This window comes from Streptomyces sp. NPDC006923 (assembly GCF_040635655.1).
GTDB lineage: Bacteria > Actinomycetota > Actinomycetes > Streptomycetales > Streptomycetaceae > Streptomyces.
Map to the genome: position 1 here is coordinate 81,783 of NZ_JBEYIF010000012.1, position 15,112 is coordinate 96,894.

The window sequence follows — 15,112 nt, forward strand, 5'->3', positions numbered from 1 at the left end:
ATGCCGCAGCTCCCCGCCCCCGAGTATCCGGCCGAGGTACGGGCCAGGCTCGAAGCGGACGCCAAGGAGATCATCGCCCGCTATCCCGGGGTGCGGTCCGCCCTGCTCCCGCTGCTGCATCTCGTGCAGTCGGAGGAGGGTCATGTCTCGCGCACCGGCATGGCCTTCTGCGCGCGGCTGCTCGATCTGACCACCGCCGAGGTCACCGCCGTCGCCACCTTCTACTCCATGTACCGGCGCAGGCCCGGCGGCGACTACCAGGTCGGCGTCTGCACCAACACGCTCTGCGCGGTGATGGGCGGCGACGCCATCTTCGACGAGCTGAAGGAGCACCTCGGCGTCGGCAACGACGAGACGACCGAGGACGGCAAGATCACCCTTGAGCACATCGAGTGCAACGCCGCCTGCGACTTCGCGCCCGTGGTGATGGTCAACTGGGAGTTCTTCGACAACCAGACGCCCGAGAGCGCCAAGCGTCTTGTCGACGATCTGCGGGACGGACGTCCCGTCGAGCCCACCCGCGGCGCGCCGCTCTGCACGTACAAGGAGACGGCGCGCATCCTCGCGGGCTTCCCCGACGAGCGCCCCGGCGCCGTCGAGGCCACCGGCGGCGCGGGACCGGCGTCGCTCACCGGACTGCGGCTCGCCAAGGGCGAGGGACCCCAGCCGCGCGTGGTCCGCCCGCGCGACGCGAGGACCCCGCACGACGAGGCACAGCCGGGCTCGCGCCATCTCAGCTCGCACGACGCACCGCAGCAGACGTCGGCCTCCGACCCCTCGCACCCGGCCGGACCAGCCGCAGAGGAGGGGGAGTGATGACCATGGCAGCCGAGCTCAACGAGAACGGGACCAGCCCCGAGAAGCTTCTCGCGCCCGTCCTGTCCGCCTTCTGGGACCAGCCGGAGTCCTGGACCCTGGCCACCTATGAGCGGCACGAGGGATACGAGGGGCTGAAGAAGGCCCTCGCCATGACGCCCGACGACCTCATCGCGTACGTCAAGGACGCGGGTCTGCGCGGCCGGGGCGGCGCCGGCTTCCCCACCGGGATGAAGTGGCAGTTCATCCCGCAGGGCGACGGCAAGCCGCACTATCTGGTGGTCAACGCGGACGAGTCGGAACCGGGCACCTGCAAGGACATCCCTCTTCTCTTCGCCAATCCGCACTCGCTCATCGAGGGCATCGTGATCGCCTGCTACGCGATCCGGTCGCAGAACGCGTTCATCTATCTGCGCGGCGAGGTCGTCCCCGTTCTGCGCAGGCTGCACGAGGCGGTCCGCGAGGCGTACGCGGCGGGCTACCTCGGCAAGAACATCCTGGGCAGCGGACTCGATCTCGATGTCGTCGTGCACGCGGGCGCGGGCGCGTACATCTGCGGTGAGGAGACCGCGCTGCTCGACTCGCTGGAGGGCCGTCGCGGACAGCCCCGGCTGCGTCCTCCCTTCCCTGCCGTCGCGGGGCTCTACGCGTGCCCCACCGTGGTGAACAACGTCGAGTCCATCGCGTCCGTTCCCGCGATCCTGAACCGCGGCAAGGACTGGTTCCGGTCGATGGGCAGCGAGAAGTCCCCGGGCTTCACGCTGTACTCGCTCAGCGGCCATGTCACCAACCCCGGCCAGTACGAGGGCCCGCTCGGCCTCACCCTGCGCCAGCTCCTCGACATGGGCGGCGGCATCAGGGCCGGCCACCGGCTCAAGTTCTGGACGCCCGGCGGATCCTCGACGCCGATGTTCACCGACGAACACCTGGATGTCCCGCTGGACTACGAGGGCGTCGGCGCCGCCGGCTCCATGCTCGGCACCAAGGCGCTCCAGTGCTTCGACGAGACGACCTGTGTCGTACGGGCCGTGACGCGCTGGACGGAGTTCTACGCCCATGAGTCCTGCGGCAAGTGCACCCCCTGCCGGGAAGGCACCTACTGGCTGGTCCAGCTCCTGCGCGACATCGAGGCCGGCAAGGGACGGCTGTCCGACCTCGACAAGCTGAACGACATCGCCGACACCATCAACGGCAAGTCGTTCTGCGCGCTCGGTGACGGCGCCGCCGCCCCGATCTTCTCCTCGCTCAGGTACTTCCGCGAGGAGTACGAGCAGCACATCACCGGCAAGGGCTGCCCCTTCGACCCCGCGAAGTCCACCGCGTGGGCAGACCAGAACCCGCACCTGGAGGTGAACGCATGACAGTCACCACGTCTGCCCCCTCCGGCGGCGGCGAGGCGGCGGTCCCGCCCGAGGATCTTGTCTCGCTGACGATCGACGGCATCGAGATCTCCGTCCCGAAGGGGACCCTGGTGATCCGCGCCGCCGAGCTGCTCGGCATCGAGATCCCGCGATTCTGCGACCATCCGCTCCTCGACCCGGTCGGCGCCTGCCGCCAGTGCATCGTCGAGGTGGAGGGCCAGCGCAAGCCGATGGCCTCCTGCACCATCACCTGCACCGACGGCATGGTCGTCAGGTCGCAGTTCACCTCGCCGGTCGCCGAGAAGGCCCAGCGCGGTGTGATGGAGCTGCTGCTGATCAACCACCCGCTGGACTGTCCCGTCTGCGACAAGGGCGGTGAGTGTCCGCTGCAGAACCAGGCCATGCAGGTCGGCGAGGCGGACACCCGCTTCGAGGGCAGGAAGCGGACCTTCGAGAAGCCCGTGCCGATCTCCACCCAGGTGCTGCTCGACCGCGAGCGGTGTGTGCTGTGCGCGCGCTGCACCCGGTTCTCCAACCAGGTCGCGGGCGACCCGATGATCGAGCTGATCGAGCGGGGCGCGCTCCAGCAGGTCGGCACCGGTGAGGGCGACCCGTTCGAGTCGTACTTCTCCGGGAACACCATCCAGATCTGCCCGGTGGGCGCGCTGACCTCGGCGGCGTACCGATTTCGCTCCCGCCCGTTCGACCTGGTGTCCTCGCCGAGCGTCTGCGAGCACTGCGCGGGCGGCTGCGCCACCCGTACCGACCACCGGCGCGGCAAGGTCATGCGGCGCATGGCGGCGGACGACCCCGAGGTCAACGAGGAGTGGATCTGCGACAAGGGGCGGTTCGGCTTCCGCTACGCGCAGCGGCCCGACCGGCTGACGACCCCGCTCGTACGGAACGCGGACGGTGTCCTCGAACCGGCGAGCTGGCCCGAGGCGCTGGAGGCGGCGGCCCGTGGTCTGAGCGCCGCGCGCGGCCGGGCCGGTGTGCTGGCGGGCGGCCGGCTGACCGTCGAGGACGCCTACGCGTACGCCAAGTTCGCCCGGGTCGCCCTCGACACGAACGACATCGACTTCCGCGCGCGCGTGCACAGTGCCGAGGAGGCCGACTTCCTGGCCGCCCAGGTCGCCGGCCGGGGCCGTGACCTGGACGGTACGGGGCTGACGTACACCACGCTGGAGAAGGCCCCGGCCGTCCTGCTGGTGGGCTTCGAGTCCGAGGAGGAGGCGCCCGGCGTCTTCCTGCGGCTGCGCAAGGCCCACCGCAAGCACGGCCAGCGCACCTTCTCGCTGGCGACGCATGTCACCCGAGGTCTGGAGAAGGCCGGCGGCACCCTGCTCCCTGCCGCGCCCGGCACCGAGCCCGACTGGCTGGACGCCCTGGCGTCCGGCGCGGATCTGGACGGGGACGGTGCCAGGGCCGCCGAGGCGCTGCGCGCGCCGGGCGCCGTGATCCTCGTCGGCGAACGGCTCGCCGCGGTCCCCGGCGGGCTCACCGCCGCCGTCCGGGCCGCCGGTGCCACCGGCGCCCGGCTCGGCTGGATCCCCCGGCGGGCGGGCGAGCGCGGCGCCGTCGAGGCGGGCGCGCTCCCGTCGCTGCTGCCGGGCGGCCGGCCCGCCACCGACCCGCGGGCCCGTGAGGAGACCGCGGCGGTCTGGGGCGTACGCGAACTGCCGCAGCGGTACGGCCGCGACACCGGCCAGATCGTGGCGGCCGCCGCCACCGGCGAGCTGGCCGCGCTGGTCGTCGCCGGTGTCGAGGTCGCCGATCTGCCCGACCCGGTGGCCGCGCGGGCCGCGCTGGACGCGGTCGGCTTCCTGGTCTCGCTGGAGCTGCGGCCGAGCGAGGTCACCGACCGGGCGGACGTGGTCTTCCCGGTCGCGGCCGTCGCCGAGAAGCCCGGCGCCTTCCTCAACTGGGAGGGCAGGGCGCGGCTGTTCGAGGCCGCGCTGAAGCCGGAGCAGATGACGCGGCGCCTGCCGCCGAGCGACGCGCGGGTCCTGCACATGCTGGCCGACGCCCTCGACGTGCACTTCGCGCTGCCGGACCTCAGGGCGGTACGCGCCGAACTGGAGCGGCTCGGCGGCTGGGACGGGACGTACGCCGCGGGGCCGCGCGAGTCCGCCCGGCCGGTGCCCCGGCCCGGTGACGGCGAGGCGGTCCTCGCGGGCCACCGCCTCCTGCTCGACCAGGGCCGGCTTCAGGACGGCGACGAGGCCCTCGCGGGCACCCGGCACGCGGCGGTCGCCCGGCTCTCCGCCGCGACGGCCGCGGAGACCGGCGTCAAGGACGGCGACGAGCTGACCGTCACCGGCCCGGCCGGCACGGTGTCGCTGCCGCTGCGGGTGACCGAGATGCCCGACCGGGTCGTCTGGCTGCCGCTCAACTCCACCGGCGGCGGTGTCCTCGCGGACACCGGATCCCGTCCCGGGACGCTCGTCCGTATCGGCCCCGCCGAACCGGCGGACGCGGCCCCCGCCACTCCGGAGGTGCACGCATGACCGCCCTCGCCCAGCTCGCGGCGGACCCGGTGAGTGTTCTCGCCGCCGAGGACCTGTCGTTGTTCGGCCGCGACCCGTGGTGGCTCGTGGTCGTCAAGGCGGTGTTCTGCTTCGCGTTCCTGATGGTGACCGTGCTCTTCTCCATCGTGTGGGAGCGCAAGGTCGTCGCCTGGATGCAGTTGCGCATCGGTCCCAACCGGCACGGCCCCTGGGGCATGCTCCAGTCGCTCGCCGACGGCATCAAGCTGATGCTGAAGGAGGACCTGGTCGTCAAGCGAGCCGACAAGGTCGTCTACATCCTCGCGCCGATCATCGCCGCGGTGCCGGCCTTCATGGCGATCGCCGTGATCCCCTTCGGCCCGGCGGGCAACGAGGTCTCGATCTTCGGCCACCGCACCACGATGCAGCTCACCGACCTGCCGATCGCGATGCTCTACATCCTCGCGGTCGCCTCGGTCGGGATCTACGGCATCGTCCTCGCGGGCTGGTCCTCGGGGTCGACGTACCCGCTGCTCGGCGGTCTGCGCTCGTGCGCGCAGATGATCTCGTACGAGATCGCGATGGGCGCCGCGTTCGCCTCGGTGTTCCTCTACTCCGGGTCCATGTCGACGTCGGCGATCGTCGAGGCGCAGGCGGACCGCTGGTACATCGTGCTGCTGCCGGTCTCCTTCATCATCTACATCGTCACGATGGTGGGCGAGACCAACCGCGCCCCGTTCGACATGCCGGAGTCCGAGGGCGACCTGGTCGGCGGCTTCAACACCGAGTACTCGTCGATCAAGTTCGCGATGTTCATGCTCGCCGAGTACGTCAACATGGTCACCGTCTCGGCCGTCGCGACGACGCTCTTCCTCGGCGGCTGGCGCGCTCCCTGGCCGGTCTCCACCTTCTGGGAGGGCGCGAACCACGGCTGGTGGCCGCTGCTCTGGTTCGTCGTCAAGGTCCAGCTCCTGCTGTTCTTCTTCATCTGGCTGCGCGGCACGCTGCCCCGGGTCCGCTACGACCAGCTCATGAAGCTCGGCTGGAAGGTCCTGATCCCGGTCTCGGTGGTCTGGCTGATGCTTGTGGCGACCGTGCGGGCGCTGCGGAACGAGAACTACGCCTTCCAGTCGATCGTGCTGTACGTCGGCGGGGCGGTCGTCGCGGTCCTGCTGCTCTCCCTCGTCGTGGACGTCTTCCGCGACAGGAAGGAGCGGGCCGAGGCGGCGAAGGAGCCCGAGCCGCCCGCCTTCGACCCGATGGCCGGCGGATTCCCCGTGCCACCGCTGCCGGGGCAGACACTGCCACCGGTGCCGCGCAGGCGTCCGCGCCAGGAGCGGGAGCTGATTGTCAGTGGCGGGGTCAATACTGTGAGTGACGGTACCGAGAGTGACGGAAAGGAGGCTGACGGTGTCTGACTCTTCGCAGGGGGACGCCCCCCGTACCCCCCGGAATCCGGTGGCCGGCTTCGGCGTGACCTTCAAGGCCATGTTCAAGAAGCGGCTGACCGAGCAGTATCCGGAACAGCAGAAGGTGACGGCGCCGCGTTTCCACGGCCGGCACCAGCTCAACCGGCATCCGGACGGCCTGGAGAAGTGCATCGGCTGCGAGTTGTGCGCCTGGGCCTGCCCGGCGGACGCGATCTATGTGGAGGGCGCGGACAACACCGACGAGGAGCGTTACTCGCCGGGTGAGCGGTACGGCCGCGTCTACCAGATCAACTACGCCCGCTGCATTCTGTGCGGACTGTGCATCGAGGCCTGCCCGACCAGGGCGCTCACGATGACCAATGACTTCGAGCTGGCCGACAGCTCCCGCGAGAGCCTCATCTACACAAAGGAACAGCTCCTCGCGGGACTTGAGGAAGGCATGGTCGAGTCGCCGCACTCGATCTTCCCGGGCACCGACGAGCAGGACTACTACCGGGGCCTGGTCACCGAGGCCGCGCCCGGCACGGTCCGGCAGGTCGCCCTGACCAAGGGCGAGCGCCCGCAGGAAGGCGCCTCGGACTTCGGCGAGGACGAGCCGGCGTCGAGGAAGGTGATCGGCGGATGAACTCCATCGCCGCCTCCCTCACCTCGACCGGTGAGGCCGTCCAGTTCTGGATCCTCGGCACCGTCGCCGTGGTCGGCGCGCTCGGCACGATCCTGATGAAGAAGGCCGTGCACAGCGCGCTGTCCCTCGCCGGGACGATGATCGTCCTGGCGGTCTTCTATCTGGCCAACGGCGCCTATTTCCTGGGCATCGTCCAGATCGTCGTCTACACCGGCGCGATCATGATGCTGTTCCTCTTTGTCGTCATGCTGGTCGGCGTCACCGCCGCCGACTCCCTCAAGGAGACGCTCCGGGGCCAGCGCTGGTGGGCCGCGGTCTGCGGGCTCGGCTTCGGCGCCCTGCTGGTCGCCGGGATCGGCAATGCCTCGCTGAACTCGTTCACCGGGCTCGGCCAGGCCAACGCCGGAGGCAATGTCGAGGGACTGGCCGCCCTGATCTTCACCAAGTACGTCTTCGCCTTCGAGATCACCGGCGCGCTGCTGATCACCGCGGCCGTCGGCGCGATGGTGCTCACGCACCGGGAGCGCACCGAACGGGCCAAGACCCAGCGGGAGATGGCCGAGGAGCGCGTTCGCAAGGGGCAGCATCTGCCGCCGCTGCCCGCTCCGGGTGTCTACGCGAGGCACAACGCGGTGGACATCGCGGGTCTGCTGCCGGACGGCACCGCGTCCGAGCTGACGGTCAACAAGACGCTGAAGGACCGCGGCCAGATCCGCGATGTGTCGAACGAGGCCATCGCGGACCTCAAGGCGCTGGAGCAGCGGTCGGCGGAGCGGCTGGGCCGCAAGGAGGATGAGATCAAGCGATGAACCCGGTCTACTACCTCTATCTCGCCTCGCTGCTCTTCACCATCGGCGCCGCGGGTGTGCTGATCCGGCGGAACGCGATCGTGGTCTTCATGTGCGTCGAGCTGATGCTCAACGCCTGCAATCTCGCGTTTGTGACCTTCGCCCGGATGCACGGCAATCTCGACGGCCAGATCATCGCCTTCTTCACGATGGTCGTCGCCGCCGCGGAGGTCGTGGTCGGGCTCGCGATCATCGTGTCCGTGTTCCGCTCCCGCCACTCGGCCTCGGTCGACGACGCCAGCCTGATGAAGCTCTGAGGGGTCGCTGAATCGTGGAGAACTTGATTGCGCTGCTTGTCGCGGCGCCTCTGCTCGGAGCTGCCGTCCTGCTGTGCGGCGGGCGCCGGCTCGACCGCACGGGCCACTGGCTCGGCACAGCGCTGGCCGCCGCGTCCTTCGTCATCGGCGTGGTGCTCTTCAGCGGCATGCTCGGCAGGAGCGGCGAAGAACGCTCCCTGCACCAGCACCTGTTCAGCTGGGTCCCCGTCGAGGGCTTCCAGGCGGACATCGCCTTCCAGCTCGACCAGTTGTCGATGACGTTCGTGCTGCTGATCACCGGTGTGGGCACTTTGATCCACATCTACTCGATCGGATACATGGAGCACGACGAGCGGCGCCGCCGCTTCTTCGGCTATCTGAATCTGTTCCTGGCGGCGATGCTGCTGCTGGTCCTCGCCGACAACTACCTGCTGCTGTACATGGGCTGGGAGGGCGTCGGTCTCGCCTCGTACCTGCTCATCGGGTTCTGGCAGCACAAGCCCAGCGCGGCCACGGCGGCCAAGAAGGCGTTCCTGGTCAACAGGGTCGGTGACGTGGGTCTGTCGATCGCGATCATGCTGATGTTCACCACGTTCGGCACCTTCGCCTTCGGGCCGGTGCTGGAGGCCGCGGGGGACGCGACCGAGGGCAAGCTGACGGCGATCGGCCTGATGCTGCTGCTGGCCGCCTGCGGCAAGTCGGCGCAGGTGCCGCTCCAGTCCTGGCTGGGCGACGCGATGGAGGGCCCGACCCCGGTGTCGGCCCTGATCCACGCGGCGACGATGGTGACCGCCGGCGTCTATCTGATCACCCGGTCCGGTGCGATCTTCAACGGCGCTCCGGACGCTCAGCTCGCGGTCGTGGTGGTCGGCGCGGTGACGCTCCTCTTCGGTGCGATCGTCGGTTGCGCGAAGGACGACATCAAGAAGGCCCTCGCGGGTTCGACGATGTCGCAGATCGGCTACATGATCCTGGCGGCGGGCCTCGGCCCGATCGGCTATGTCTTCGCGATCATGCACCTGGTGACCCACGGCTTCTTCAAGGCGGGGCTCTTCCTGGGCGCCGGATCCGTCATGCACGGCATGAACGACGAAGTCGACATGCGGAAGTACGGCGGCCTGCGGAAGTACATGCCGGTCACCTTCGTCACCTTCGGTCTCGGCTATCTGGCGATCATCGGCTTCCCGGGTCTGTCCGGCTTCTGGTCCAAGGACAAGATCATCGAGGCGGCGTTCGCCAAGGGCGGCACGGAGGGCTGGATCCTCGGCGCGGTCACCCTGCTGGGCGCGGCGATCACCGCGTACTACATGACGCGCGTGATGCTGCTGACCTTCTTCGGCGAGGAGCGCTGGCGCAGGACGGCCACCGCGTCCCCGGCGGAGCCGGGCGCCGAGCCCGCCGCCGAGGAGCGCGGCGAGCACGCCGAGCCGCATCCGCACGAGTCGCCCAGGTCGATGACCATCCCGATGATCGTGCTCGCCTTCGGTTCGGTCTTCGCCGGTGGCCTCTTCAGCATCGGCGAGTCCTTTGTGAAGTGGCTGGAGCCGGTGACGCGGTTCGAACACGGTGAGCCGCCGATCAGCGCCGGGGCGGTCACCGCCTCGACGGTCGTGGTGCTGCTGATCGGCGTCGGGATCGCCTGGGTCCAGTACGGCCGGCGCCCGGTGCCCCGGGTCGCGCCGCGCGGCTCCCTGCTCACCCGCGCCGCCCGCCGCGACCTCCTCCAGGACGACTTCAACCATGTGGTCCTGGTGCGCGGCGGCGAGCATCTCACCCGCTCTCTCGTCTATGTCGACCACACCCTGGTGGACGGAGTGGTCAACGGCACCGCGGCGTCCTTCGGCGGGCTCTCCGGCCGGCTGCGCACACTGCAGAACGGCTACGCCCGCACCTACGCGGTCTCGATGTTCGGAGGTACGGCAGTGATCATCGCCGCGACCCTGCTGATGAGGGCGGTGTAATCGGATATGTCGTTCCCTCTTCTGACGGTGACGGCCGCGCTTCCCGCGGTCGGCGCGATCGCCACGGCGGCCGTCCCGGCCGCCCGGCGCACCGCCGCCAAATGGCTGGCGCTGCTCTTCTCGCTCGCCACGCTGGTGCTGGCCGCCATCGTGCTGGTCCGCTTCGAGCCCGGCGGTGACCGCTATCAGCTCACCGAGTCGCATGCCTGGATCGCGGACTTCGGTGTGCGGTACGAGCTGGGCGTGGACGGCATCGGGGTGGCCCTGCTCGCGCTGACCGCGCTGCTGATCCCCTTTGTGATCCTGGCGGGCTGGCACGACGCCGACCCGCTGGAGAAGGACTCCGCGGGCCGCTCGGCGGTGAGCGAGGCGAACCGCCGCTGGCGCCCGACGCAGGGCTTCTTCGCGCTGATCCTGATGGTCGAGGCGATGGTGATCCTCTCCTTCGAGGCCACCGATGTCTTCCTCTTCTACATCCTCTTCGAAGCCATGCTCATCCCGATGTACTTCCTCATCGGAGGCTTCGGGGACCGCGCGGCGCCCGCCCAGTTCGCCGCCACGACGGCGGGCGGCGGCGACGACGCCGCGGCCACCCAACGCTCGTACGCGGCCGTGAAGTTCCTCCTCTACAACCTGGCCGGCGGTCTGATCATGCTGGCCGCGGTCATCGGGCTCTATGTGGTCGCCGGGAGCTTCTCGCTCTCCGAGATCGCCCAGGCGCGGGCCGACGGCTCGCTGTCCATCGCGACCAGCACCGAGCGGTGGCTCTTCCTCGGCTTCTTCTTCGCCTTCGCGGTGAAGGCGCCGCTGTGGCCGCTGCACACCTGGCTGCCCAACGCCATGGGCGAGGCCACCGCGCCGGTCGCCGTGCTGATCACCGCGGTGGTCGACAAGGTCGGCACCTTCGCGATGCTGCGCTTCTGCCTCCAGCTCTTCCCGGAGGCGTCCACGTGGGCCACGCCGGTGATCCTGGTGCTGGCGCTGATCAGCATCGTCTACGGGGCGCTGCTGGCGGTCGGCCAGCGTGACATCAAGCGTCTGATCGCCTACGCGTCCATCTCGCACTTCGGCTTCATCATCATGGGCATCTTCGCGATGACCAGCCAGGGCCAGTCGGGCGCCACGCTCTACATGGTCAACCACGGGATCTCGACGGCCGCCCTGATGCTGGTGGCCGGCTTCCTGATCTCGCGGCGCGGCTCGCGGCTCATCGAGGACTACGGCGGTGTGCAGAAGGTCGCCCCGGTCCTCGCGGGTACGTTCCTGATCGGCGGCCTCGCCACCCTCTCGCTGCCGGGACTCTCGCCATTCGTGAGTGAATTCCTGGTCCTGGTCGGGACGTTCAGCCGGTATCCGGTGATCGGCGTCATCGCCACCACCGGCATCGTGCTGGCCGCCCTCTATGTCCTCGTGCTCTACCAGCGCACGATGACCGGCGCGGTGAAGGCCGAGGTCCGGAGCATGCCGGATCTGCGGGTCCGGGAGCTGGTGGTCGTCACTCCGCTGATCGCGCTGCTGCTCTTCCTGGGCGTCTATCCGAAGCCGCTGACCGAGATCGTCAACCCGGCGGTGCAGCACACGCTGTCCGACGTACAGAAGACCGATCCCAAGCCCGAGGTGGAGGCCGCTCCGTGAGTGCGACTGCTGTCCACAGCCCCTGGACAACCATGGCGGCCGACGGGATCAACAAGATCCCGGCCCCGGACATCGAATACGCGCAGCTCGCGCCGGCGCTGATCGTGGTGGGCGCCGCGATCCTGGGGGTGCTGGTCGAGGCGTTCGTCCCGCGCAAGGGGCGCTACCACGCGCAGCTCTTCCTCTCGGTCGTGGCCCTGGCCGCCGCCTTCGCCGCGGTGATCGCGCTCGCGGCGGGCGGGTACGGCTCGACCAAGGCGCATGTGGCCGCGATGGGCGCCATCGCCATCGACGGTCCGACGCTCTTCCTTCAGGGCACGATCCTGCTGTCCTCGGTCGTCGCCGTGTTCACCTTCGCCGAGCGCAGGCTCGACCCGGAGAGCCACGGCGGCCGTGTCGACTCCTTCGCCGCGCAGGCCGCCTCCGTGCCCGGCAGCGACAGCGAGAAGGCGGCGGTCAAGGCCGGGTTCACCACCACCGAGGTGTTCCCGCTGGCGCTGTTCGCCGTCGCGGGCATGCTGGTCTTCCCGGCGGCCAATGACCTGCTGACGCTCTTCATCGCGCTGGAGGTCTTCTCGCTCCCGCTCTATCTCCTCTGCGCCCTCGCCCGCCGCAAGCGGCTGATGTCGCAGGAGGCCGCGGTCAAGTACTTCCTGCTCGGCGCCTTCTCGTCGGCGTTCCTGCTCTTCGGGATCGCCCTGCTGTACGGGTACGCGGGCTCCGTGTCGTACGCGCGGATCGCCGAGGTGGTCGACGGCACCGTCCAGAACATCAGCCCGGCGCTCGCCGACACCATGGGGAACGACGCGCTGCTGCTGATCGGCGGCGCGATGATCCTGACGGGTCTGCTCTTCAAGGTCGGCGCGGTGCCGTTCCACATGTGGACCCCGGACGTCTACCAGGGCGCTCCGACCCCGGTCACCGGCTTTATGGCCGCCGCGACCAAGGTGGCCGCCTTCGGGGCGCTGCTGCGCCTGCTGTATGTCGTCCTGCCGGGCCTGCGCTGGGACTGGCGGCCGGTGATGTGGGCCGTCGCCATCATCACCATGCTGGGCGGCGCGATCGTCGCCATCACGCAGACCGACATCAAGCGGCTCCTGGCGTACTCCTCGATCGCGCACGCCGGCTTCATCCTGGCCGGTGTGATCGCGGCGACGCCCGACGGGATCTCGTCCGTCCTCTTCTACCTCGCGGCCTACTCCTTCGTCACGATCGGCGCGTTCGCGGTCGTCACGCTGGTGCGGGACGCGGGCGGCGAGGCGACGCACCTCTCCAAGTGGGCCGGCCTGGGGCGGCGTTCGCCGCTGGTGGCGGCGGTCTTCGCGGTCTTTCTGCTCGCCTTCGCCGGTATCCCGCTGACCTCGGGCTTTTCCGGGAAGTTCGCGGTCTTCAAGGCGGCGGCGGACGGCGGCGCGGGAGCACTGGTGGTGGTCGGTGTGATCGCGTCGGCGATCGCGGCCTTCTTCTACATCCGTGTGATCGTGCTGATGTTCTTCAGCGAGCCGAAGGCCGACGGCCCGACGGTGGCGGTGCCGTCGCCGCTGACGATGACGGCCATCGGGGTGGGCGTGGCGGTCACGCTGGTGCTGGGTGTCGCCCCGCAGTACTTCCTGGACCTGGCGGGACAGGCGGGCGTCTTCGTCCGGTAGGCGATACGCACACGGACGTGCGGGGGGCCCGGCACGCTGGTGCCGGGCCCCCCGCACGTCCGCTGCGCCAGCCCGGCGGCGCGGGGTGATGGCGGTGAAATCCAGATCGACGGGGAAGGGGACCGAGACCTTCATCCGGACGGAGTCTCGCGGGTTCCGCCGGCGTAACCGGCGGATACAAGATCAAGCTCCCTCGTACGGGGAACGCGGCGTGTGGCGTTGACGCGTCCTGCGGCGCCCGCTCATTCCTGCCGGGCGGGCAGTCCGCGGGCCGCGTCCGTGCAGCCGTCCATCCACTCGGGGTTGGTGTCCACGCCGTCCGTCTCCGCGTGTTCGCCGCACTCCGACTCGGCGGCGCCGAGCGACACCTCGCCGCCGCCGCCGAGATGGCCGGCCGGCCCCTCGTCCCGGCCGAAGCGGTAACCGTCCTCGTACCGGGCCGCCGGGGTCCGCTCCTCACCGCAGCCCGTGAACGCGGGGGCGGAGAGGAGGAGGGAGAGGGCGAGGAGGGCGGTACGGGCGCCGCCGTGCCGGCCGGTCACGGGGCCACGATCCGGCCGGCCACCTCGCCCAGGCCGACTCGGGTGCCGTCGGGGCCGGGGGCCCAGGCCGTCAGGGTGACCTCGTCGCCGTCCTCCAGGAACGTGCGCTTGCCGGTGGACAGTTCGAGGGGTTCGGTGCCGTTCCAGGTGAGTTCGAGGAGGGAGCCGCGCTGCTCGCGCGCGGCGCCGCTGACCGTACCGGAGGCGTAGAGGTCTCCCGTACGGAGCGAGGCGCCGTTGACCGTCAGATGGGCGAGCTGCTGGGCGGCCGTCCAGTACATGGAGGAGAACGGCGGCTCGGAGATCACCTCGCCATTGAGCGCGACGGAGATTCGCAGGTCGAAGCCGCCAGGCTGCTCGTCGTCCGTGTCGTCCAGATAGGGGAGCGGCTTCTCGGTACGGGCCGGAGGGGTCACCCGTGCCGCGTCCAGGGCCTCCAGCGGGGTGACCCAGGCGGAGACGGAGGTGGCGAAGGACTTGCCGAGGAACGGGCCGAGCGGCACGTACTCCCAGGCCTGGATGTCGCGCGCGGACCAGTCGTTGAGAAGGGAGAGCCCGAAGACATGATCGCGGAAGGACGTCAGCTCCACCGGCGAGCCCTGCCGGGAGGGCGTGCCGACCACAAAGCCGACCTCCGCCTCGATGTCGAGCTTGGCGGACGGCCCGAAGACGGGCGCCGGGTCGGCGGGGGACCTGCGCTGGCCGGAGGGGCGCGCCACGTCCGTACCGGAGACGACGACCGTGCCGGCCCTGCCGTGGTAACCGATCGGCAGGTGCTTCCAGTTGGCGGGCAGCGCGTCCCCGTCGGGGCGGAAGATCCGGCCCACATTGGTGGCGTGCTGCTCGCTCGCATAGAAGTCGGCGTAGTCGGCGACCTCGTACGGCAGATGCAGTGTGACGGCGCTGAGCGGATGCAGGAGCGGCTCTATGTCCGCCCGGTGCGCGGGGACGGTGACCCACGCGGTGAGGGCGCGGCGCACATCGCGCCAGGCCGTGCGCCCGGCCGCCATCAGCGGGTTGAGACTCGGACGGTCCAGCAGCGCGGCATACGGAGAGCCCAGGACGTGTGCCGCGGCTCCCGCGTCGAGCACGTGATCGCCGATGCGGACCCCGAGCCGGCGGCGGTCGGGCTCGTCGGCGGTGGAGAAGACTCCGTACGGCAGATTGTGCGGACCGAAGGGATCGCCCTCGGCCGGTTCGAGCGGGCTCTGCTCGGGCATCGGTGCTGCCTCGCTTTCCGGATCGGTGCAGGACACGTTACGTCGGTGTTGCCCGGCGACGGCAGTAGTGAAAAATCCGCATTGCCCGAAAAGCGGCAAGCGTACCGGACCGGTTGGCGGATCTACCGGCGGTAGCCCCCAACGGGCTCTCGGCGCGGGCCGACCGGGCAAGGAATCCGGGGCCTAGGAGGGGCCGGAGCGGGCATGATCATCGCCGGGCGTGGCCGCTCGCCGTTCGCTCGGGTGTCGGGCCGCCGTTACCGGACAAAAGTTCTAGCACTG

Annotated in this window: 12 protein-coding genes; 10 read left to right on the forward strand and 2 right to left on the reverse strand. The window is 70.0% G+C overall.

The window, feature by feature from the left end; genetic code table 11:
* The 10 genes from nuoE to nuoN are packed head-to-tail and all read left to right on the forward strand — an operon-like array spanning nucleotide 1 to nucleotide 13,068.
* The gene (gene nuoE / locus ABZ707_RS23660; protein ID WP_360178716.1) at nucleotides 1–816 is read left to right on the forward strand and encodes an NADH-quinone oxidoreductase subunit NuoE; all 816 of its coding nucleotides are present in this window, start codon (nucleotides 1–3) and stop codon (nucleotides 814–816) included.
* The gene (gene nuoF, locus ABZ707_RS23665) at nucleotides 816–2,177 is read left to right on the forward strand and encodes an NADH-quinone oxidoreductase subunit NuoF (protein WP_360178398.1); all 1,362 of its coding nucleotides are present in this window, start codon (nucleotides 816–818) and stop codon (nucleotides 2,175–2,177) included. Before nuoE ends, nuoF begins: the two co-directional genes overlap by 1 nt.
* Nucleotides 2,174–4,684, forward strand: a complete 2,511-nt coding sequence (locus ABZ707_RS23670) for an NADH-quinone oxidoreductase subunit G (RefSeq protein ID WP_360178401.1) — start codon at nucleotides 2,174–2,176, stop codon at nucleotides 4,682–4,684. The genes nuoF and ABZ707_RS23670 overlap by 4 nt, the downstream gene beginning before the upstream one ends.
* Nucleotides 4,681–6,081 carry an NADH-quinone oxidoreductase subunit NuoH gene (gene nuoH, locus ABZ707_RS23675; protein WP_360178404.1) on the forward strand — a complete coding sequence of 467 codons (1,401 nt, stop codon included), beginning with the start codon at nucleotides 4,681–4,683 and terminating at the stop codon, nucleotides 6,079–6,081. Before ABZ707_RS23670 ends, nuoH begins: the two co-directional genes overlap by 4 nt.
* Nucleotides 6,074–6,718, forward strand: coding sequence for an NADH-quinone oxidoreductase subunit NuoI (gene nuoI, locus ABZ707_RS23680; protein ID WP_360178407.1), 645 nt, complete (start codon nucleotides 6,074–6,076; stop codon nucleotides 6,716–6,718). The genes nuoH and nuoI overlap by 8 nt, the downstream gene beginning before the upstream one ends.
* Nucleotides 6,715–7,527 (forward strand): NADH-quinone oxidoreductase subunit J, encoded by an 813-nt coding sequence (locus ABZ707_RS23685; RefSeq protein ID WP_360178410.1) that lies wholly within the window; start codon nucleotides 6,715–6,717, stop codon nucleotides 7,525–7,527. The genes nuoI and ABZ707_RS23685 overlap by 4 nt, the downstream gene beginning before the upstream one ends.
* The gene (gene nuoK / locus ABZ707_RS23690; protein ID WP_319679961.1) at nucleotides 7,524–7,823 is read left to right on the forward strand and encodes an NADH-quinone oxidoreductase subunit NuoK; all 300 of its coding nucleotides are present in this window, start codon (nucleotides 7,524–7,526) and stop codon (nucleotides 7,821–7,823) included. The genes ABZ707_RS23685 and nuoK overlap by 4 nt, the downstream gene beginning before the upstream one ends.
* A gap of 14 nt (nucleotides 7,824–7,837) precedes the next feature.
* Nucleotides 7,838–9,784: an NADH-quinone oxidoreductase subunit L gene (gene nuoL, locus ABZ707_RS23695; protein WP_360178413.1), complete on the forward strand. Its 1,947-nt coding sequence runs from the start codon at nucleotides 7,838–7,840 to the stop codon at nucleotides 9,782–9,784.
* 6 nt (nucleotides 9,785–9,790) lie between these two features.
* Nucleotides 9,791–11,419, forward strand: coding sequence for an NADH-quinone oxidoreductase subunit M (locus ABZ707_RS23700; protein ID WP_360178416.1), 1,629 nt, complete (start codon nucleotides 9,791–9,793; stop codon nucleotides 11,417–11,419).
* Nucleotides 11,416–13,068: an NADH-quinone oxidoreductase subunit NuoN gene (nuoN, locus tag ABZ707_RS23705; protein WP_360178419.1), complete on the forward strand. Its 1,653-nt coding sequence runs from the start codon at nucleotides 11,416–11,418 to the stop codon at nucleotides 13,066–13,068. The genes ABZ707_RS23700 and nuoN overlap by 4 nt, the downstream gene beginning before the upstream one ends.
* A gap of 242 nt (nucleotides 13,069–13,310) precedes the next feature.
* On the opposite strand, the gene ABZ707_RS23710 is transcribed toward nuoN, so the two are convergent.
* Together ABZ707_RS23710 and fahA are read right to left on the reverse strand one after the other, a co-directional pair.
* The gene (locus ABZ707_RS23710; RefSeq protein ID WP_360178422.1) at nucleotides 13,311–13,610 is read right to left on the reverse strand and encodes a hypothetical protein; all 300 of its coding nucleotides are present in this window, start codon (nucleotides 13,608–13,610) and stop codon (nucleotides 13,311–13,313) included.
* Entirely contained in the window at nucleotides 13,607–14,830 is a 1,224-nt protein-coding gene (gene fahA / locus ABZ707_RS23715) for a fumarylacetoacetase (protein WP_360178425.1), read from the reverse strand. The genes ABZ707_RS23710 and fahA overlap by 4 nt, the downstream gene beginning before the upstream one ends.
* Nucleotides 14,831–15,112 lie beyond the last annotated feature (282 nt).